General features: G+C 71.0%; 16 protein-coding genes and 1 pseudogene. 6 read left to right on the top strand and 11 right to left on the bottom strand.

All coding sequences use genetic code 11. The features are described 5' to 3' along the window. Positions 1-21: 21 nt before the first annotated feature. Together ACNYS0_RS30180 and ACNYS0_RS30175 are read right to left on the bottom strand one after the other, a co-directional pair. The gene (locus ACNYS0_RS30180) at positions 22-204 is read right to left on the bottom strand and encodes a hypothetical protein (RefSeq protein ID WP_422477969.1); all 183 of its coding nucleotides are present in this window, start codon (positions 202-204) and stop codon (positions 22-24) included. 211 nt (positions 205-415) lie between these two features. Beyond that, positions 416-1,108: a DUF899 domain-containing protein gene (locus tag ACNYS0_RS30175; protein WP_422477967.1), complete on the bottom strand. Its 693-nt coding sequence runs from the start codon at positions 1,106-1,108 to the stop codon at positions 416-418. A 210-nt stretch (positions 1,109-1,318) separates the two neighbouring features. Between ACNYS0_RS30175 and ACNYS0_RS30170 the strand changes: the two genes are divergently transcribed. Continuing rightward, positions 1,319-2,281 (top strand): endonuclease/exonuclease/phosphatase family protein, encoded by a 963-nt coding sequence (locus tag ACNYS0_RS30170; RefSeq protein ID WP_422477965.1) that lies wholly within the window; start codon positions 1,319-1,321, stop codon positions 2,279-2,281. Between the two features lie 10 nt (positions 2,282-2,291). Here ACNYS0_RS30170 and ACNYS0_RS30165 read toward each other — a convergent pair whose 3' ends face one another. Further along, positions 2,292-4,097, bottom strand: a complete 1,806-nt coding sequence (locus ACNYS0_RS30165; RefSeq protein WP_422477963.1) for an FUSC family protein — start codon at positions 4,095-4,097, stop codon at positions 2,292-2,294. Between the two features lie 137 nt (positions 4,098-4,234). On the opposite strand from ACNYS0_RS30165, the gene ACNYS0_RS30160 reads away from it, so the two are divergent. Continuing rightward, positions 4,235-4,765 carry a 2'-5' RNA ligase family protein gene (locus tag ACNYS0_RS30160; RefSeq protein WP_422477961.1) on the top strand — a complete coding sequence of 177 codons (531 nt, stop codon included), beginning with the start codon at positions 4,235-4,237 and terminating at the stop codon, positions 4,763-4,765. Here ACNYS0_RS30160 and ACNYS0_RS30155 read toward each other — a convergent pair. After that, the gene (locus tag ACNYS0_RS30155; protein ID WP_422477959.1) at positions 4,759-5,532 is read right to left on the bottom strand and encodes a nucleotidyltransferase domain-containing protein; all 774 of its coding nucleotides are present in this window, start codon (positions 5,530-5,532) and stop codon (positions 4,759-4,761) included. The two genes, ACNYS0_RS30160 and ACNYS0_RS30155, sit on opposite strands and share 7 nt — an antisense overlap. Positions 5,533-6,728: 1,196 nt before the next feature. Between ACNYS0_RS30155 and ACNYS0_RS30150 the strand changes: the two genes are divergently transcribed. Continuing rightward, a complete protein-coding gene (locus tag ACNYS0_RS30150; protein WP_422477957.1) occupies positions 6,729-7,058 on the top strand; it encodes a hypothetical protein in 330 nt (109 codons plus the stop codon). Positions 7,059-7,394: 336 nt separating this feature from the next. Then, positions 7,395-7,868, top strand: coding sequence for a hypothetical protein (locus ACNYS0_RS30145; protein ID WP_422477955.1), 474 nt, complete (start codon positions 7,395-7,397; stop codon positions 7,866-7,868). Between the two features lie 453 nt (positions 7,869-8,321). Here the strand turns inward: ACNYS0_RS30145 and ACNYS0_RS30140 are convergent, their stop codons facing one another. Then, a complete protein-coding gene (locus tag ACNYS0_RS30140) occupies positions 8,322-10,415 on the bottom strand; it encodes a hypothetical protein (protein WP_422477953.1) in 2,094 nt (697 codons plus the stop codon). A gap of 101 nt (positions 10,416-10,516) precedes the next feature. Between ACNYS0_RS30140 and ACNYS0_RS30135 the strand changes: the two are divergent. Beyond that, positions 10,517-10,873 (top strand): annotated as a pseudogene (locus ACNYS0_RS30135) (UvrD-helicase domain-containing protein); the annotation flags it as partial. Between the two features lie 30 nt (positions 10,874-10,903). On the opposite strand, the gene ACNYS0_RS30130 reads toward ACNYS0_RS30135, so the two are convergent. Further along, positions 10,904-12,367 (bottom strand): NCS1 family nucleobase:cation symporter-1, encoded by a 1,464-nt coding sequence (locus ACNYS0_RS30130; protein WP_422477951.1) that lies wholly within the window; start codon positions 12,365-12,367, stop codon positions 10,904-10,906. 158 nt (positions 12,368-12,525) lie between these two features. Between ACNYS0_RS30130 and ACNYS0_RS30125 the strand changes: the two genes are divergently transcribed. Next, the gene (locus tag ACNYS0_RS30125; RefSeq protein ID WP_422477949.1) at positions 12,526-13,191 is read left to right on the top strand and encodes a GntR family transcriptional regulator; all 666 of its coding nucleotides are present in this window, start codon (positions 12,526-12,528) and stop codon (positions 13,189-13,191) included. A 10-nt stretch (positions 13,192-13,201) separates the two neighbouring features. Here ACNYS0_RS30125 and pip read toward each other — a convergent pair whose 3' ends face one another. The 5 genes from pip to ACNYS0_RS30100 are packed head-to-tail and all read right to left on the bottom strand — an operon-like array spanning position 13,202 to position 19,062. Next, complete coding sequence (pip, locus tag ACNYS0_RS30120; protein ID WP_422477947.1) at positions 13,202-14,164, bottom strand: prolyl aminopeptidase; 963 nt, start codon at positions 14,162-14,164, stop codon at positions 13,202-13,204. Between the two features lie 9 nt (positions 14,165-14,173). Further along, positions 14,174-15,391 (bottom strand): nitrate/nitrite transporter, encoded by a 1,218-nt coding sequence (locus ACNYS0_RS30115; RefSeq protein ID WP_422477945.1) that lies wholly within the window; start codon positions 15,389-15,391, stop codon positions 14,174-14,176. A gap of 9 nt (positions 15,392-15,400) precedes the next feature. Continuing rightward, positions 15,401-16,129, bottom strand: coding sequence for a uracil-DNA glycosylase (locus ACNYS0_RS30110; protein ID WP_422477943.1), 729 nt, complete (start codon positions 16,127-16,129; stop codon positions 15,401-15,403). 18 nt (positions 16,130-16,147) lie between these two features. Next, on the bottom strand, positions 16,148-17,689 hold the full coding sequence (locus ACNYS0_RS30105; protein ID WP_422477941.1) for a YfcC family protein: 1,542 nt from the start codon (positions 17,687-17,689) through the stop codon (positions 16,148-16,150). Continuing rightward, entirely contained in the window at positions 17,686-19,062 is a 1,377-nt protein-coding gene (locus tag ACNYS0_RS30100) for a M20/M25/M40 family metallo-hydrolase (RefSeq protein ID WP_422477939.1), read from the bottom strand. Before ACNYS0_RS30100 ends, ACNYS0_RS30105 begins: the two co-directional genes overlap by 4 nt. Positions 19,063-19,176 lie beyond the last annotated feature (114 nt).

The raw sequence follows: 19,176 nt of genomic DNA, 5'->3' as shown, positions 1-19,176 counted from the left end.
GGCCAGGTTCGGCCACGGGCGTCAGCCCACCGGATCGGCGACCGGTTCCCGCACGATCACCAGGAACGCGTCCGTGGCGAGGTCCATGACCACCTCGGCCGGCTGACCCTCCTGACGGCGCCTGCTCGCGTACTCCTCCGCGGGCCAGGAGCCGCGGGGCCCGCCCGCCGGGAAGCGTTGCAACACCACTCGTCCGTTGATCATCATTGGTCCCTGCCCCCGTGATCGTGCCGATGCGCGGCGCCCGGCGCGTCCGGGCGCTTCATGAGGGAGAACGTTGACAGGGGCGCTTCCGACTCGCAACGTGACGAGAATGACACCGAGTTGAGACGTGGTCAGGTCGTACGTGCCGGGATCTTGGCGGCTCTCGGTCGAGGCACTCGTCCGGATCCCGGTCGAGGTACTCGTGCGGATCTCAGTCGAGGTACTCGTCGTGGTAGCGCACCCGCGCACTGCCCGCGGGGGCCCCGAGGGCGGACGCGCGCCCCGCCGGCCGCTCCCACTCCTCCTGGCGGCCGAGGGCGGTGAGGTCCAGGAGGTTCGTGGTGAACCCGATGTGGTCCATGCCCCGGGCGAACGTCGAGTACGTGTGGAAGACCCGCTCCCCCTCGCGCAGGAAGCAGCTGATCGCGGGCCGCTCCTGCGGGACGCCGTCCTCGCCCACCACCGTGGCGCCGAAGTCCTGGTTGAAATCGCTGAGATGGGACGAGTACCAGGGCACCGTCCACCCCATCCGCGCCTTGAACGGCAGGATCCTGGTGAACGGGGCGCGGGACACCGCCGCGAACTCCGTGCCGCGGGCCCGCAGATGCGCCAGGTGCCCGATCTGGTCGAGGAATCCGGAGCAGCTGCGGCAGCCCGCGTCCCAGTCCGGCGCGAACATGAAGTGGTAGACGACGAGTTGGGGACGCCCCTCGAACAGGTCGAGCAGCTCCGACTTCCCGTCCGGGCCCTCGAACACGTACGACTTGTCGATCTCGACCATGGGCAGCTCGCGCCGCCGTGTGTTCAGCGCGTCCCGTGCCCGGGTCGCCGCCTTCTCCAGGGCGAGCAGTTCCTCGCGCGCGGCGCGCCACTCCTCGCGCGTGACCACCTTCGGCAGCCCCATGGTTCCTCCTCCGGTCGTGTCTCTCGTCAGGGGTGACCGGGGGGCGGTACGGAACTCATCGCCGCGACGGAAGTTTTTCTGAATTTCCCGGCAGCTCGCCGATTTCCCGGCGGGCCCCTGATTTTCTGAAGGAGCGCTGTCCTCCTCGCGGGGCCGCTGGGACGCTGGCCGCCCCGGCCCGTCCGGGCCGGCCAGAGGACGGAGCACGCCATGCTCGTCGGAACCTGGAACCTGGAGAACCTCTACCGCCCCGGCGGCCCCTACGGTCCCCGCGACAAGGCCGCCTACGAGGCGAAACTCGCCTCCCTCGCCGACACCGTGAACCGGCTGCGGCCGACCCTGCTCGGCGTCCAGGAGGTCGGCGACCCGGCGGCGCTCGACGATCTGGTGCAACTGCTCGACGGCCACTACCGGGTGACGCTGTCGGATTACCCCGACGAGCGCGGGATCCGGGTCGGCTTCCTCAGCGACGTCATCGTGAACGTGGTCTCGGACACGGCCGCGTTCCCCGAGGCCGTGCGCCCGGTGCAGGTCGACGACAGCGGCAGGACCGCGGACCGGACGGGCCGTGGCGTGCTCGCCGTGCACTTCTCGACCCGGGCGACGTGGCTCACGGCCGCCGTCTGCCACCTCAAGTCGAAGCTGCTCGGCTACCCGGGCGGCAGGTTCGTACCGCGCAACGAGGGCGAGCGGGCGCGCTACGCGGTGTACGCGCTGCAACGGCGCGCGGCGGAGGCGGCGACCGTGCGCGCCCTCGCGGACACCCTCATCGGGGAGGACGGCCGCCGTGAACGCGTCGCGGTGCTCGGCGACTTCAACGACGAGGTGGCCGCGGCGACCACGCAGATCCTTCAGGGCCCGCCCGGTTCCGAGATCGGCACACCGGGCTTCGACCACGCCGACAAGGGCGACGCGAAGCGCCTGTGGAACGTGGCGCCGCTGATCCCCGAGGAGCAGCGCTATTCGCGGGTGCAGGCGGGCCACCGCGAGCTGATCGACCACGTCTTCGTCTCGCACGAGCTGCTCGGCCACGTCGTGCGCGCCGGTACGGGCGCGCCGCACGGGGAGGACGCCGCGCTCGCACCGCTGCCGTCGGTGGGCGCGGACCCGCAGGACCGGCGGGACGCGCCGGGCTCCGACCACGCGCCCGTCTGGATCGACCTGCGGCCCTGAACCAGGCGTGTCAGGCGGCGAGTTCCGCGAGCAGCACGTCGATCCTGCGCGCGTGCTGCTCGGGCACCCGCCCGGTGTCGTCGACCTGCACGGCGCACGCGGTCGTCGCGTCGACGAGCCGCTCCAGGACGACGGTCACCTGCCGCGAGCCGTCCGAGTGCCGTGCGAGCACCGGCAGTTCGGCGGCGGCCAGGTCCACGGCGGCCCGCGCCTGGGCGAGCGTCCGGTACGCCTCGCGCCGCAGCGCCCACCGCCCGTGCCGGTCGATCCCCTCGGCGCCCGGCGCGGACTCGCTCAGCACATGCCGTACGTAGGCGTGGGCGGCGTCGTGCGCGACGGCGAGCCGCACCCGCACCCCGCCGCCGCGGTGCCGGCCGGGCAGCGGCAGATGCCCGGCGACCAGCACGATGGCGCAGGCGAGCAGCGTCTCGGTGATCCGGCCCCAGGAGGCCTGCGGCTCCCCGCCGACCATCACCAGGGACAGGACGAGGACGGTGACGACGGCGGTCTGCGCGGCGAAGTGCCGGGTGGCGACGGGGATCAGCGCCCCGCAGGCGGCGACGAGCGCGACGAGCCCGAGGGGGTGGGGCAGTACGGCGGCGAGGCCGGCGAAGAGGACGGCGCCCGCGACGGTCCCCGCCGCCCGGCACAGTGCGCGCGAGGCGAGCGGCCCGAGGTCCGGCTTGACGAGGAAGACGGCGGTGGCGGGCAGCCAGTACCAGTGCAGCGGGTGCAGGGCCTGGGCGACGGCGGCACTGGCCCCGAAGGAGAGTCCGACGCGGACGCCGTACTCGCGCCCGGCGGGCCCGACCACCCGGCGCAGCAGCGTGCGCACGGAGGCGCGGCGGCGCGCCGACGGCAGGTGGACGGCGGCCCCGTCGAAGGCCTCGGCGGCCCGCAGCAGCGACTCGTCGAGCGCCCGCAGTCCCGCGTCGGCGCGGGCCGGGGCGGGCAGCGGGCCCGGCGCCTCCCCGGACCGCACGGCGGCGGCGAGCCGGCGCGGCCCCTCCGCGGCCCGCGCGGGCACCGGCTGCCCGGCCCAGGCGAGCGCGGTGGCGGCCTCGGCGAGCGGGAGGGCGGCGGAGTACTGGCGGCGCAGGCGCAGGGACGCCCGGGAGCGGCCGCGCCGCAGGGCGTCCTGCGCCTGGTCGAGCGCGGCGGTGAGGGCGACGCGGCGCGAGCGGACCTCGGGGCCGCCGACGGCCTCGAGCAGCCGGGCCACGGCCTCGTACACGGAGGCGACCGCGGCGCGCTCACCGTCGTAGAGGTAGCCGAGCCCCTTCGTGCGTACGTTCGCGCGGACGGGAGAGGGCAGCAGGAGCCGCAACAGGATCAGCCACGCGGCGCCGCCTGCGAACAGCAGCGCGCGCTGCCAGCCGGGCTCCGGCAGCGGCATTCCGGCACCTATGGCGACGGTGACGAGGAACTGGGTCCCGGTGGAGGACGCGACGGGCCCGACGGCGCTGAAGGCACCGCCCACGAGCCCGAGCACGGCGAAGAGGCAGGCGATGAGCGCCCCGGTCGGCAGCGAGCCCCCGATGAGGCTGCCGACGGTCATGCCCAGGGCCCCGCCGAGCGCGGGCCCGCCCAGCCGTGACACGGCGGCGAGCCGCGGCCCCGGCCGGTCGTTGACCCCGGCGAGCAGGGTCCCGAGCGCGAGCAGCACTCCGCTGGACGGCCGCCCGGCGGCGACGGCGACGAGCAGCAGCGGCCCGCCTGCCAGGGCCCCGCGCACGACGGCGGGCCACGGCACGGGCGCGCGCTGGGCGCGCAGGGCGTGGCTCAGCCAGGGCGGAAGCGAATGGGGGCGGCGCATGACGGTGAGCAGACTCCTGTCGTACGAACACGGAGGGGTGCCGGACGCCGTCGGCCAGCCTGAACTGGTCTGTCAAGAGTAAGCGGAGTTGTTGGAGGGGAGGAAACGGCGAGGTTTCCGGAATGTGACACTTGACCGTGCCCACACGACGTACTGCTCAGGACCACGGCGGCTGGCCGGACCTGCCCGGCGACACGGCCCTGACGATCCACGTCCCGGAGGCGGACGCGCTGGTCCGCACGCCGTCGAGGGCCCACATCACGCTCCTCTACCCGTTCCTCCCGCTGGAGCGGATCACGCCGGAGACGGACGCGGACCTGCGCGCGCTGTTCGCGGCGGCGCCTCCGCTCCCGCTCACCTTCTCTGAGGTACACCGCTGGCCGGGAGTCCTCTATCTGCCCCCGGCCCCGGACGACGGCCTCCGCACCCTGACGAAGTCGATACGGGAACGCTGGCCGGAGGCGGTCCCGTACCGCGGCATCTTCGGCGACGAGGGCCTCGACCCGCATCTCACGCTGGCGAGCGGCGCGGGCACGGACGACATCCCGGAGACTGAGTTCACGGGGGCGCTGCCGCTGCACGCGCGCGTGGAGTCGGTGAAGCTGATCGTGACGGAAGGCGCGGGGACGGGCTGGCGGGACCTCCGCACGTACCCGCTGGGCTACTGAGCCTCGGCGACGGCCCGCGCCAGCAACTCCCGGGCCCGGTCGACGATTTCCTCCAGCGAGAGCGCGGGGTCGGCCACCACCCGGTCGATCCCCCGCAGCCCGGCCCGCTCCAGCAGCCGCTTCTCGTTGGTCACCCACTCCCCGCGCGCGGCGAGCACGGCGTGGGCGGCCTGCATGGCCGCGATGGCGACCGCCCCCACGACCTCGGTGCGCCCGCCGAGGGGCGCGTTGTTCCCCTTCGCGTAGTCGAGGGTGATCGAGGCGCGCCCCCACCACACGTCGGGGGCGGCCTTGCGCAGGGCGGCGGGGTAGCCGTCGGGCCGGGGCGTGCGCCCGCGCAGCACACGGTTCACAGCCAACTCGGCGACGACGAGATACGACGGAATCCCGGCGAGGTGGAACATCAACGGCTCGACCCGAAACCGCCCGGCCTCGGCCTCGGCCAACTCGTGCTCGACGACGTCGAGGTCCCGGTAGTGCACATCGACACGCCGCCCGTCGACGCTGAGCCAGGCCCCACCGTTGAACACCCCGCCGCCCCAGCGCCCGATCTCGGAGACCTCGCCCTCCCACCCGACGTCCCGCAGGTGCCGGGGCGCGAACAGCCCCTCGCTCCCCCGGTAGTACACGGCGGTGTCCCAGTCGCTCGCGGCGGTGTGCGTGCCTTGGGCGCGTGACCCGCCGAGGGTGACGGCGTGCACCCCGGGCAGGGCGCCGAGCCGGTCGGCGAGGCGGTCGAGGAAGACGTCATCGGTGAACTCGGGCATGAGCGCACGTTACGCCCGGGGCCACCGCCCCGGATCGACCCGCCCCACGGGGTGCCGCCACCGATGGTGTCGGGCACGCGACTCCGGCCGAACGGGACGACATGACTCCCATCTACAGGGTCCAAAGTCCTGGACACAGTTCCCTGCAGTCCCGGAACAGAACCGTCCCCTACCTGCTGCTACAAGACGGGGTACGTCCCGGTACGCGTTGGACTACCGTTACACGTGGCACTCACCTGTTGATCAGGGTCCCCTGACCTCTGCCCTCCACCACCCCGCCCGAGCCCCGGCAGGCGCGGCAGCCGTAAGGGCGGGGCGGCCAGGCGTTGGCAGTGACGGTGGCAGGCGGACCGCTACGGGACGTGCGCGAGGCCCCGGCGGGGAGCGGAGCAAGCGGTGCCCAGCTGAACGGTCGACACCTCCCGGCCGGCAGCCGGAAGGTGCTCCACGATGGGGCTCCGCATGGTGCGGGCACGGGATGCGACCATCATCACGATCAACACCCCTAACACCGTCACCCGCGTAGTCGCTGCTCACCCGGAGCGCCCCTATCAGCCTCGACGGGCCCGAGGCCCTCGCCCTCATTGGCCCGAGGCAGACCCCACATCGATGCGATCGTCAGCCGACTCACCGAGCTGATACCGGGTCGGCCTGCGCCCCCCCATGACTCTCATCCCTGACGTTAAGAATTCAACTTGCGTGGATCCCTGACTGACAGATGGGGTTCACGCCAACTCGGTTCCATTTAATGGGAGTTACCCATCTCATGGATGACTCGCCCGACACTTGGGCTCACTCGCCATACGATCCATTTCGCGGAATCCACCGCCTTGCGAATGCCCCCGCCTGGGGATTCGGGATTGCGAGATCAAGGAATTCATGCGAGTGAAAATAATCAGCCGCACGTCAGCAAGCGACAGAGCTACCGCAAGGTGGCCTACACGTTCTACCGCGGGCCGTCCAAGGTCATCATGAGATGCGGCACCTCCAGCTGGGGGTACAAGCACATCGCAGCGCGGGGGCGTTGGAGCGGGAGCTTCAAGAACAATTCCTGCCGACCCAGGCCGACCAGAAACTTCAAGGTGGTTTACAACCAGGGCCCCTACGGGGGCCCGGCTCAAGGGTCAGCCCGCAGGGCATCATCACCGCTACCGTTGAATACACCACCTTCGAGGCAACGAATTGTTGAGACTGAAATGGCCACAGCGGAACAGGTTCAAGAGCAACTCATCGAGCGGATCTCGGGGGTTCAGCGACAAGGCCCTGGCGTCCCCATCGAAGTCCTCGCGGTACGCGTTCCCTCGATCCGTCCGACACTGAACATCGAGATGGATGTCCAGGTGTCCGAGGAGCGCTGGCGGGTCTCGCTCGCCTACAGCGGACCCGACGCGAGCATGGTGAGCGGCGACCTCACCGAGAGTTCGATGCACACCCTTGAGCTTCTGGTGCGCACCAACCTGTTCGACTGGTGGCACACGAAGGACACGGAGCGTGCGTCCGCCCGCATGGGCCGGCGACTGACCTGACGGCGAAGCCAACGGTGCCCTGAGACTCACCTCAAGTGAGCCGCAGGGCACCGGTTTTGTTCCCACCGGGCGTCATCCGCGCGCCGCGAACCCCACGAACGCCTTCCAGGCCGAAGGTGCCACGTCCACCATGGTCCGGCCCCGGTCCTTGGTGTCACGTACACAGGCCACCCCGACAACCGGTTCACGCCCCACGTCATCTGCTGCACGTGGCCGACCCACGGATCGGCGGGGCCGTGCGGCCGCCCGATCCGGTGCGCCCTGCGCGTCGGTCCTGGTGTCGAACCTTTCGCGCTGCCCTACCCACCCACCCACATCCAAAGTACTGTGGATGTCATGGCGACAACGTACGAGGACGTTCCCTTCAGCGAGCTGCTCCACCACCCGGCAGCCACCGCCCGGCGCCTTGATGCGGTACGTGCCCTTCGGCTGCGTCGCCGCGGCGCGGGCGATCTCGCCCTGATCCGCGCCGATCAGCTGGAGCGAGACGCCACAGTGATCGACTTCACCGCCCGCCTCTTGGCCGGCCTGGTCAGCACCGGCAATCTGGCCATATTGCGCGAGCTGCTGCCCGACGCGTTGCCCTGGTCGGTGTTCCTTCCCGATGAGGACGTCGAGACGATGCTCGCCGAGCTCACCGACACTGCTCGAGGCGCCGCCGCTCTGGAGAACCTCGCCCCGATCGCCCTGCTACTCACCCAGTGGCGACACAGCGCGGAGGTATACGCCGATCCGGCACTGCACGCCGCCCTCACCCGGGAGCCGGACGGTGACCTGGGCCCGGTGGCTGCCCCGCAGGCGGCCGAGTGAGCCCCAAACGCGGCGACCGGGCCGCACCCGGCGCTCGACGAACCGGACCGTCACCACCGTCTGAAGGGCAAGCTGGGCAGCGCCGTCTGGAAGGGCGACACCATGGAACGCTGGCAGTTCGAGGTCACAGGCGGCGGCCGCATCTGGTACCTCGTCGACGAGCCGAACCGCATCGCCTGGATCACCTACGCGGGCACCGGCCACCCCAAGGCCACCGAGTAGGGCGTCGGCCACGGTTGGCTCGGCGTGTTGTTGAATGCCGTGACGCGCCACCCTTCTGCGCCCGCCAACCGCTGGGTCGACCGCGCAAGCACGGGCACTCTGCAGGCCGGCGAGCACGGTGTGAGCGCAAGACCGAGTCACTGTGACGTGGTATGGCGGACACACCGCCATACCACGTCACAGTCCCGGCTCCCCTGCCACTGCCCGCCTCACGGTTCCTGGACACCGAACTCACCCCACCGGCTTCCCCAACACCACACCCCCGTCCGGCGCCTCCGGCCGGTCCGGGCGAAGTCGCGAATGCTCCTCGACGTCGCCTCGGAGGCGGTCGAGCAGCGCTGACCACATCCCCTGGTGTCGACTGAGGCCGACCTCGATGGCGGTCCTGATTCGCTCCGCGTCCGGGCCCGCGTAGTCGACGCCCGAGGTCTTCTGGCGGTTCGACACGAGGACCATCGTCAGGCCGGGGGCTTGGTGGTCGTGGCTGAGCCACTTCGCGTAGTCCCAGTCGCGCTTCTTCGTCGAACCGACCAAGAACACACGGCAGTTGGTGACGACGAGCTCGCCCGCATCGGTGCGCTCGTTGTACTGCTGCCCCTGTCGCTGCCGGACCTCGACCAGCTTCGCCGTCGCCGTGACCGCCAGGACTTCCTCGCCCTTGCGTCGCTTGCCCCAGCGCCACTCCGCGACGGCGAAACGACCGGCCTTCATGTCGCGCGCCATGTCGACGCGTGCCGTGAGCCGATTCCGCTCCGCCTTCCACGTCGCGAGTTCCCGCTCGTACGCCTGCATGGCGCGCAGAGCCTCCTGCTCCCTGCGCTGCTCTTCCCTGGCGCGCTGTGCCGCCTGGCGCTGGATGTCACGTTCCACGGCAGCAGCGACTCGGGCTCGCCGCCGGGCCCTCATCCACGCGGCGATGCGCGCCCGTCGCAGCCAGATCAGTACGACGACCGCCAGGACGAACAGCAACAGGATCAGCGCCACCACGATCTGCGCCGTCGTCCAGTCGTCCGCAACGTGCACGGTCAGCGTGCGCCGACTCGTATTGCCCGCGGCGTCGGTCACGGACACCGTGACGTAGACGTCGCCGGGCGCGGCCGACGCCCGTACGGTCCGCCGGCCGTCGTCCAGGGTGAACTTCCCGGCGAGCGACTCCGGAGCCTCGATATGGACCGCCGCTCCGCTTTCACCGGTGACGGTCAGGACGAGTTCCCGGTGACGGGCGCGTTCCTTGTCGTACGAGAGCGTGGCCTTCGGTGCCTTGGTGTCGACGACGGTCTTGGGGCCCTCGTTCGTGGCGGCGCGGCCGAAGGGGTCGGTGAGCGCCAGTTTCGGGAGGTACGAACCGTCGGGGAGGTGCAGAGCGATCTCGGCGTGGCCCTTGTCGTCGAGGGTGACCTTCCGCTTCTGCGTGCCGACGTCGAGCGTGCCTCGGGCCGCGCGCGGGCCGGTGATGGTGAAGCGGGTGTCTTCGTCGTGGGAGTCGGTCGCGGATTCGAGCTTCGGCGCCAGGGCCTTGAGGTCCACGACTGCCTTCGCCCCGACCTTGGTCACGTTCCCGGCTTTGTCGCGGAGTGAGCCGGTGATCGCGTGCGTACCGTTGGGCAGCCAGAGCGACTCCTTGAAGTCACCGCCCTCGCTGGTGCCGCGCCAGCGGGTCGACGTGCCTGCCACGCGTATGTCGTAGTCCGTTCCCAGGTCGGTGATGAAGGACAGTTCCACCGCACCCGTCGCCCCGTCCGGGTCGCTGACCTCGAGGTCGTCGAGGGGCGGCCCCTCGGCGTCGACATCGACGGTGAACTCTTTGCTCGGATCACTGGAGTTGTCGGCCGCGTCGACGGCTATCAGGACGTATGTGTGCTCGCCGTCGTCGGCGGTGAAGCCGACGGTCTGGGATGCGCCGGTCGCCGTTGCCTTCGCGACCCTCTTGCCGTCCTCCGGGAAGTCCGGGTCGTCCACTTCCCGCACCTCGATACGCGAGCCACGCTCAGCCTTTGCCGTCACCGTCACCTTGCCCCCGGCCCCGGCCTTCGGGTTCTCGGTGGACGGCGCCTTCGGCGGCTCGTAGTCCTCGGTCTCCTGCCCGTCATCGGCGCCCGCGCCCGAGTCGGAACCCGAGCCAGGCAGGCTGCTGTAGCCGCATTCGGAGAAATAGCCGAGATCTCCGCACACGTAGGAGCCGGTGTCGGAAGGACAGGAATGCCAGCGGTGGCAGCCGTCCCGATGCGCGGATGCGGTCGGAGCGCCGGCGAACAGCGCGGCCGCGGCGAAGACCAGTGCGGCACTGCCGGTCACGCAGCGGCGCATGGTGGCGCGAACGTTCACGTGCGGTGAATCCCCCAGTTGAAACGCCGCTCCCCTGCGGCGGAAGAGCCGCAGCTTCGCACACACAATCCACACATGACAATCACAGTGCCATCAATTGCCACCAGAGCAAGGGCTGGGAATCGGAGCGGGATGCCATCGCCGAGCTGATCGACACGTGGGACGACATCCCCCGCGAGCAGATCGCCATCTGCGTGCCGACCAACGAGATGGCACAGGAGGTTGCGGTGACGCTTGCTCACGCGGGCGTCCGGGCTGTCGAGATCGGCCCCGACGGCCCGCGCGGGAGCGAGGGCGTTCACATCGGCACGATGTTCCGGTTCAAGGGCCTCGAATACCAGCGCATGATCATTGCCGGTGCGAGCGAGGGCCTCGTCCCCCCGCGGTCCCGCGACTCACTGGCGATCTTCTGGCACGGGACGCCCAGCCGATTCCTGGAACCCCTGTTGGCCGCATGACCCACGGGCTCCCTCACCGTCACCTGGGACTCAGGTGACGGTGAGGGAGCCCGACTCCGCCCGCTCCCGCCTGCACACCACCCCGTACACCCCGGCTCCCACCGCCGTCCCGATGAACCACGAATACGCCGCCACCGAGTCGAAGTACGGGACGAGGGCCAGCACCACGGCCAGTGCCGCCGACGGGACGAACGCCGCCAGCGCCTTCGGGTTCACCCCGTGCCGGTAGTAGTAGCGGGACCCCGGCCGCGCGTCGAAGAGCGCCTCCGTGTCGACCCGGCCGCGCTTCACCCAGAAGTAGTCGAGCATCAGGATGCCGAAGAGCGGGCCCAGGAACGCGCCGAGGCCGCCCAGGAAGTAGTTCACGACGTCCGGGTTGGAGTACAGGTTCCACGGTGTGACCAGCAGGGCCAGGACCGTCGAGATCGCCCCGCCCACCTTGAACGTGATCTTCTGCGGCCAGACGTTCGCCAGGTCGTACGCCGGGGAGACGAAGTTGGCCACGATGTTCACGCCCATCGTGGCGATCGCGAAGGTCAGTGCGCCGAAGACCAGGACCCACGTGTTGCCGATCCTCGCCACCAGCAGCGCCGGGTCGGTGATCGCCTCACCGAAGACCTCGACACTGCCCGCCGTGACCACGACGGACAGCACCACGAAGGCGGTCGAGTTGATGGGCAGGCCCCAGAAGTTGCCGCGGCGCACGGTCCGGTAGTCCGGTGCGAAGCGGGAGAAGTCGCAGAAGTTGAGCATCAGCGTGCCGTACGTGGCGAGGATCAGGCCGATCGCGCCGAACCACTGGCGGAACTGTTCGCCGGCGGACACCGGGTGCGGCGTCGACGTCAGCGAGATCGTCCAGCCGGCCTTCGCCCAGACCCAGATCGCGAGGGCGAGCATCACCACCCAGATCGCGGGGCCGCAGAAGTCCTGGAACTTGCGGACCGACTCCATGCCGCGCGTGATGATCAGGGACTGGACCAGCCAGAGGAGGAGGAAGGAGGCCCAGCCCAGCGCGTGCAGGCCGAGGAAGGAGTGTTCCGTCCACGACTTCGTCGCCGGGAACGCCGCCAGCACCATCACGTTCACGGCGACCGAGGCCAGGTAGGTCTGGATGCCGTACCACATGATGGCGATCACGGCCCGGACGAGAGCGGGGATGTTCGCTCCCCAGACGCCGAAGCTGATCCGGCTGACGACCGGGAACGGGACGCCGTGGCGCTGGCCGATGCGGCCCATCGCGTTGCAGCCGATGTAGATCAGGACGAAGCCGATGAGCAGCGAGGTGAAGACCTGCCAGGCGTTGAGGCCGAGCACCAACAGGCCTGCGGCGAACGTGTAGTTGCCGAGGTTGTGGACGTCGGACATCCACAGGGCGAAGAGGTCGTAGACCTTCCATGTGCGCTCGCGGGCCGGCGCCAGGTCCTCGTTGGTCAGGCGCGGGTCGGGCGGCATGGGGGTGGTGGGCTGGGAGTGCACGGGCTCGGCCACGGACATACGGGTCCTCCGGCGAGGGGGCATTGGGGGATGTTTGGTATACCAATACCGCGCGATCGTCCCGCTGCCGACCGCATCCGGCAATGTCCGTGCGGTTACATCTCCGTAAACCCACCCCAGTCCCCCTGCCTCTCGGCGACATCGACGAAGATGGACCCATGACGACGGCAGGATCGGTGGAGCCCCTGGGCGCGGTGCGCGAGCGCGTGCTCGCGGCCCTGCGCGAGGACATCATCGGCGGGCGCAGGCGACCGGGCGACCGGCTCGTCGAGCGGGAGCTCGCCGAGCGGTTCGGGGTCTCCCGGGTGCCCGTCCGCGAGGCGATCCGGGCGCTGCTCGCCGAGGGCTTCGTGACGTACGAGACGCCCCGCAGGGCCGTCGTGCGGACCCTGACCCGCACCGACGTCACCGAACTGTACGAGCTGCGCGAGGCCTTGGAGGTCTACGCCGCCGGGCTCGCGGCCGAGCGGGCCACCAAGGACGATCTGGCGGAGCTGGAGGAGCTGCTCGAACGGGCCACGCGGGCGACGCGCGAGGGCGACGCCGAGACCAACACCGACGTCAACTCCCGTTTCCACGACCGGCTGTTGGAGATGGCGCGCAATGACCTCATCGTCTCCGTGATGCAGCCCGTCGGCGGGCGGCTGCGCTGGCTCACCCGGCGCGCCGAGGAGTGGGCCCAACAGCTCGCCGAGCACCGGGAGTTGTACCAGGCGATGGCGGGCGGCGACGCCGACCGGGCGCGGGCGGTCGCCCTCACCCACGTCCGCACCAACTACCACTTCACCGTGCGCCACCTCTTCGACGAGGAGCCCACCCCGTAACTCCGGGCCGTCAGGCGGCTCCGCTCCCGCCGAACCGGTCCAGGGCCGCGACCAGTTCGTCGGTGATGCCGCGCGCCCCCGCGTTGTGCCCCGCGTCGTCCACGACGATCAGCTCGGCGTCCGGCCAGGCCTGCGCGAGCCGCCACGGGATGCCGAGCAGATTGCCCAGGTCCACCTTTCCCTGCACCACGACCGCCGGGACCCCCTTGAGCCGTGGCAGGTCGCGCAGCACCGTGTCGGGCGCGTCCAGGAAGTGCCCCCGACTCCAGTAGTGCGTCACCGTGCGCGCGAAGCCGTACCGGAACTCCGGGTCCTGGTAGCGGGGCACGGAGCGCGGCGGCCGCGAGACGCACGCCGTCTCCCAGTCGGTCCAGGCGAGGGCGGCCCGCTCGCGCACGGCCGGGTCGGGCGACTCCAGGAGCCGGTTGTAGGCGGCCGCGAGATCGCCGTCCCGCTCCCCCTCCGGCACCCCGTCGAGGAACGCGGCGAACGCCTCCGGGAACACCGCGCCGAGGCCCCGCGTCAACAGGTCGACTTCTTCCTGGCTGCCCGTCGCGAGGCCCGTCAGGACCAGTTCGGAGACGGACTCCCGGTGCGTCTGCGCGTACCGCAGGGCCAGGACGGAACCGAAGGACACGCCCCACACCAGCCAGCGCTCGATGCCGAGGTGGGCGCGGAGCAGCTCCAGGTCGGCGATCAGCTTCGGCAGCGTATTGACGCTCATGTCGGTGTCGTACGCGCTCGCCGGCGGCGTGGAGCGGCCCGCGCCGCGCTGGTCGAGCAGCACGATCCGGTAGCGCTCGGGGTCGAACAGACGGCGGGCGAAGGGCGTGGCCCCGGAGCCGGGCCCGCCGTGCAGCACGACGGCGGGCTTGCCCTGCGGGTTTCCGCAGGTCTCCCAGTGGATCCGATTGCCGTCGCCCACGTCCAGGAGGCCGTGCTCGTACGGTTCGACAGGCGGGTACAGAGGCATCCGGCGAAGTTACTGCACGGACTGCTCGCCCGTCTTGATGCTGCGCATCCGCCCGTACGCGTACACACAGCCCGCGAGCGCCAGGTCGGACAGCAGCATGAAGCCGATGGAGTACGAGTTCTGAGCGCTGTAGATCGCGCCCATGACCAGCGGCGGGACGAAGCCGCCGAGGCCGCCGATCGCGCCGACGATGCCGGTGACCGAGCCGACCTGTGAGGGTGGGGTGACCTGGGCGACCAGGGCGAAGACGCTGCCGCTCGCGGTGCCGAGGCCCGCGCCCATGACGAGCATGTCGACCGTGCCGCCGGGGGCCAGATGCGGGTTGAAGGCCTGCACGATGGCGAAGATCGCGACGACCGCGAGCGCCCAGGCGGTGACGACGGCCGGGTGGATCCGGTCGGAGAGCCAGCCGCCGATCGGCCGGAAGACGACGGTGACGAGGGCGAACCCGGCGGCCTTGGTGCCCGCGTCGATCGGGTCGAGGTCATACCAGGTCTTCAGGTACGTGGGCAGATAGGTGCCGTACGCGACGATGCCGCCGAAGCCGATCGCGTAGAGCGCCGACAGCTCCCAGGTCACCCGCAGCTTCCCGGCCTGGCCGAGGCGTTCGCCGAGCGAGGTGGTGGGGACGGTGCGGCCCGGGTGGTCGCTGATGAAGAGCCAGGCGATCACCACGTACGCGGCGAGCGCGATGGCGACGATGTAGAACGGCAGGTTCTCGCCGTGCTTGGCGATGCGCGGCGTGAAGTACCCGGACAGCGCCACGCCGCCCATGCCCATGCCGAAGATGCCGACGGCCGCGCCGCGCTTGGCGGGCGGGAACCAGGAGTTCACCAGCGGCACCCCGATGGCGAACGTGGTGCCGCCGAGGCCCAGCAGGAAGCCGACGAGAACCATGGCCAGGTAGGAGTCCCTGGCCACCGTCACCAGGAGCACGGGGATGATCGTCGCCGCGGTGACCAGCGGGAACATCATCTTGGCGCCGAACTTGTCGGTCAGGGCGCCGACCGGGATCCGGCCCAGCGAACCGACGATCACCGGCACGGCGACCAGGAAGGACTGCTCGAACGAGCTGAGCTTCAGGGACTCGCCGAAGGCACTGCCGAGCGGGGCGATGAGATTCCAGGCCCAGAACGTGAGCGCGAAGCCCACGGTCGCCACGATGAGGTTGCGATAGGCCGCCGCGGGCGGCTTGGGCGTCGTCTCCTGCGCTGTCTCTGCTGCCACACGGCCACGCTAGGAAGCGGGCGGGTCGCGGTCCTCCCGAGCGGGGCCGAACGGGTGCAATCCGGCCGCGCGCGCCGCGTCGCGCAGCACGCCGCGCAGCATCTCGGGGGTGAGTCTGCCGGTGAAGGTATTGCGCTGGCTGACGTGGAAGCAGCCGAACAGGGCCAGCCCTTCGAGGTCGACGCGGGCGCCGTGCGCGAAAGCGGGGCGCGGGCGCGGCACCTCCCACCCGGCCTCGGCGAACGCGGGCAGCGCCGCCTGCCAGCCGAACGCGCCGAGCACGACGACCGCGCGCAGCGTGGGCCGCAGCAGGCGCAGCTCCTGGACGAGCCAGGGCCTGCACGTGTCGCGCTCGGCCGGGGTCGGCTTGTTCGCGGGCGGCGCGCAGTGCACCGGTGAGGTGATCCGGACGCCGTCCAGCGTCAGCCCGTCGTCGGCGCTCACGGCGTCAGGACGGGAGGCGAGCCCGATGTCGTACAGGGCCCGGTAGAGGACGTCGCCCGACCGGTCGCCCGTGAACATGCGGCCCGTGCGGTTGGCGCCGTGCGCCGCGGGCGCGAGGCCGACGATCAGGAGCGAGGCGTCGGGCGGCCCGAAGCCGGGCACCGGGCGCCCCCAGTACGTCCAGTCGGCGAAGGCGGCGCGCTTGGTGCGCGCCACCTCCTCACGCCACTCGACGAGCCGCGGGCAGGCCCGGCAGTCGCTGATCCGCTCGTCGAGTTCACCGAGACCGTCCATGCCACCCGACGATAGGCGCTACGTGAACGCGGCCCCCAGCGCGACGAACACGCAGATCAGCACGAACAGGATGGCCAGCAGCGGCCACACGAACCGCAGGTACTTGTCGTAGCCGACCTTGGCGAGGGCCACGCCGCCGATGGTGACGGCGGTCGTCGGCACCCACAGGTTCATCCAGCCGCTGGCCGCCTGCCACGCGGTGACGACGACCGCGCGCGAGACGTCCGCGAAGTCGGCGAGCGGCGCGAGGATCGGCATGGCGAGCGTGGCGTGCCCGGACGTGGACGGGATGAGGAAGGCCAGCGGCAGGTTCACGAGGAAGACGATGATCGCGAAGACGCCGGACGAGGTGCCCTTCACGACGCCCTCGATGGCGTGCAGCACCGTATCCGTGATCTTCGAGTTGTTCATGATCACGGTGACGCCGCGGGCCAGCAGGATGACGAGCGCGGGCGAGACGAAGTCGGCCGCTCCCTGGATGATCGTCGAGCTGAGCTTCTGCTCGCCCATCCGCGCGACGATCCCGACGAGCACGGCCGCGACCAGGAACAGCGCCGCCAACTGCGGGAAAGACCAGTCGAGTTCGAAGCCGTACGGGGTCGCGTCGGCGTCTCCTGTCAGGGCGCTCGCCCAGGGCACCACCGAGAAGATCATGAAGGCGAAGACGAGCGCCGTGGCGAGCAGAACGCCCTTGTGCAGGCCGGTCAGTTCGGGGACCTCGGCGGTCTCCGCGGACGTCTCGTCCAGGTCCCGGTCCCCCGGCAGGAAGCCCGAGATCGAGCGCCCCGGATCGCGCCGCACCCGCTTCGCGTAGCGGATGACGTACGCGATGGTGACCGCGGTCAGCACGATCCACATCACGAACCGCAGCGCGATGCCGTCGCCCAGCGAGATCTCGGCGGCCGACGAGGCGACGCCGGTCGCGAACGGGTTGACGGTCGAGCACAGCACGCCGACCCCCGCGCCGAGGATGATCGCGCCGACCGCCGTCATCCGGTCGTAGCCGAGCGCCAGCATCAGCGGCACGATCAGGCCGTAGAACCCGAGCGTCTCCTCCGCGAAGCCCTCGACCGTGCCGAGGACGGAGAAGACGGCCATGACGCCCGCGATGAGCAGCGCCCCGCGCTCGCGAAGCCGGTGGGCGAGGCGGCCGATGCCCCGGTCGAGAGCGCCGGTCGCGAAGACGACGGTGATGAAGGCACCGATCGCGAGCACGAACAGGAAGACGCCCGCACTGCCGTACAGATCACCGGAGTTGTCGGGCGAGACGAGGGCGGTCTTCGGGTCCTGGATGCCGTAGAGGCCGTTGACCGGGGCGAGGAAGAGGTCGTTGAGGCGGTCGACGAAGGACTGCCCGGAGTCGACGCGCTGGTACGTGCCCTCGACGGGCGCGCCCTCGCCGTTCCTGTCGTACTCCCCCGACGGGATCAGGAACGCGAGCAGCCAGATCGCGATCGTGACGACGGCGAGGACGGTGAGGGCGCTGGGGAAGGTGAACTTCTTCTTCGCCGGGGGCTGTTCGGGCGCCTCGGCCGTGTCGGTCGGCCCCGCGGTGCTCATGCTCCGCTCCGGAAGTCGGCCGCGTACTCCCGCACGAACGCGCACATCGCGACGACCGTGGCGTGCAGTTCGGAGAACAGGACGCGTTCGTTGGGGGCGTGCAGATTGCAGAGGTTGTCCTGGGCGCCGAAGAGCAGCACCTCGGCGCCGGGCGCCGCCTTCGCGAGGCCGTTGACGAGCGGGATGGAGCCGCCGGTCGCGACGTACGAGGCATCGGTGCCCCACGCCTCCTTGAGCGCGGCGCGGGCGGCACGGTAGGCGGGGCCGCCGGTCGCCGCCTCGTAGCCGGGCCCGGTGTCGCCGGGCGTGACGGTGAGCGCGACACCGAAGGGCCGCAGCGACCGCAGATGCCGTACGAGCAGTTCCTGGGCCTCGTTCGGGTCCTGCTGGGGGTGGAAACGCAGGTTCAGCTTGGCGCGGGCGTGCGGGACGACGGCCGAGGCGGCGCCCGCCACGCTCGGCGCGTCCAGGCCGATGACGGTGATCGCGGGACCGCTCCAGAGGCGTTCGCCGAGGGTGCCGCTGCCGAGCAGCGGGAGGCCCTCCGCGACGCCGGCCAGCTCACGGAACTCGTCCTCGGTGTAGCTGGTGCCCGTCCACTCGTCGCGGCGCAGACCCTCCACGGCGACGTCGCCATGCACGTCGTGGAGCGTGGACAGGGCCTTGAGGAGGACGAGCAGGGCGTCGGGGGCCGCGCCGCCGAACTCGCCGCTGTGGCGGGCCTCTTCGAGGGTGCGGACCTCGACGGTGACCTCTGCGGCGCCGCGCAGGCCGGTGGTGAGGGTGGGGGTACCGGGACGGATGTTGCCGAGGTCGGCGATGACCATGGCGTCGCAGGCGAACCGGGCCGGATCGCTGGGCGGATACGCGTCGAACGCGCTGCCGTACTCCTCCTGGCCCTCGAAGACGATCTTCACGCCGACGGGCGGGCGACCGCCGAAGGCCCGCAGCATCCCCAGATGCGCGATGACGTTCGACTTGTCGTCCGCGATGCCGCGCGCCCGCAGCCCGCCCTCGATCTCGGTCGGTGTGAACGGCGGCGACTTCCACAGGCTCTCGTCGCCGGGCGGCTGCACGTCGTAGTGGGAGTAGAGCAGGACGGTCGGGGCGTCGGGCGTGGGCGGCGGGATCTCGCCGAAGATCACGGGGGCGGTGTCGGGCAGGTCGAGGGTCTCGATCCGCTCCACGCCCGCGTCCCGCAGCAGCCCGACGAGCAGGTCGTGGGCCTCGCGCACCGGCTCCGCCGGGTAGCCGGGGAAGGCCACGGACGGGATGGCCGCCAGCCGCTCCAGGTCGGACCGCAGTCCGTCCATCAGTCGGTCGACCGCCGCCCGCGGGTCGCCGTTCGGGTCGATGGCATCCGTGCCGTCCATGTCTTCATGCACCCCTCGCTGTCGAATACGCTCCTTTCGCCCGGATTATCCGGGGAGGTCGGGGGGAGTCCGCCCGGGGCTCGCCGAGGGGCACGACAACGGGTTCGGGGCGCG

It is taken from the genome of Streptomyces anthophorae (genome assembly GCF_049310305.1).
GTDB lineage: Bacteria > Actinomycetota > Actinomycetes > Streptomycetales > Streptomycetaceae > Streptomyces.
The sequence above is the reverse complement of the archived record's forward strand: the minus strand, read 5'-3'. Positions and strand labels throughout refer to the sequence as shown.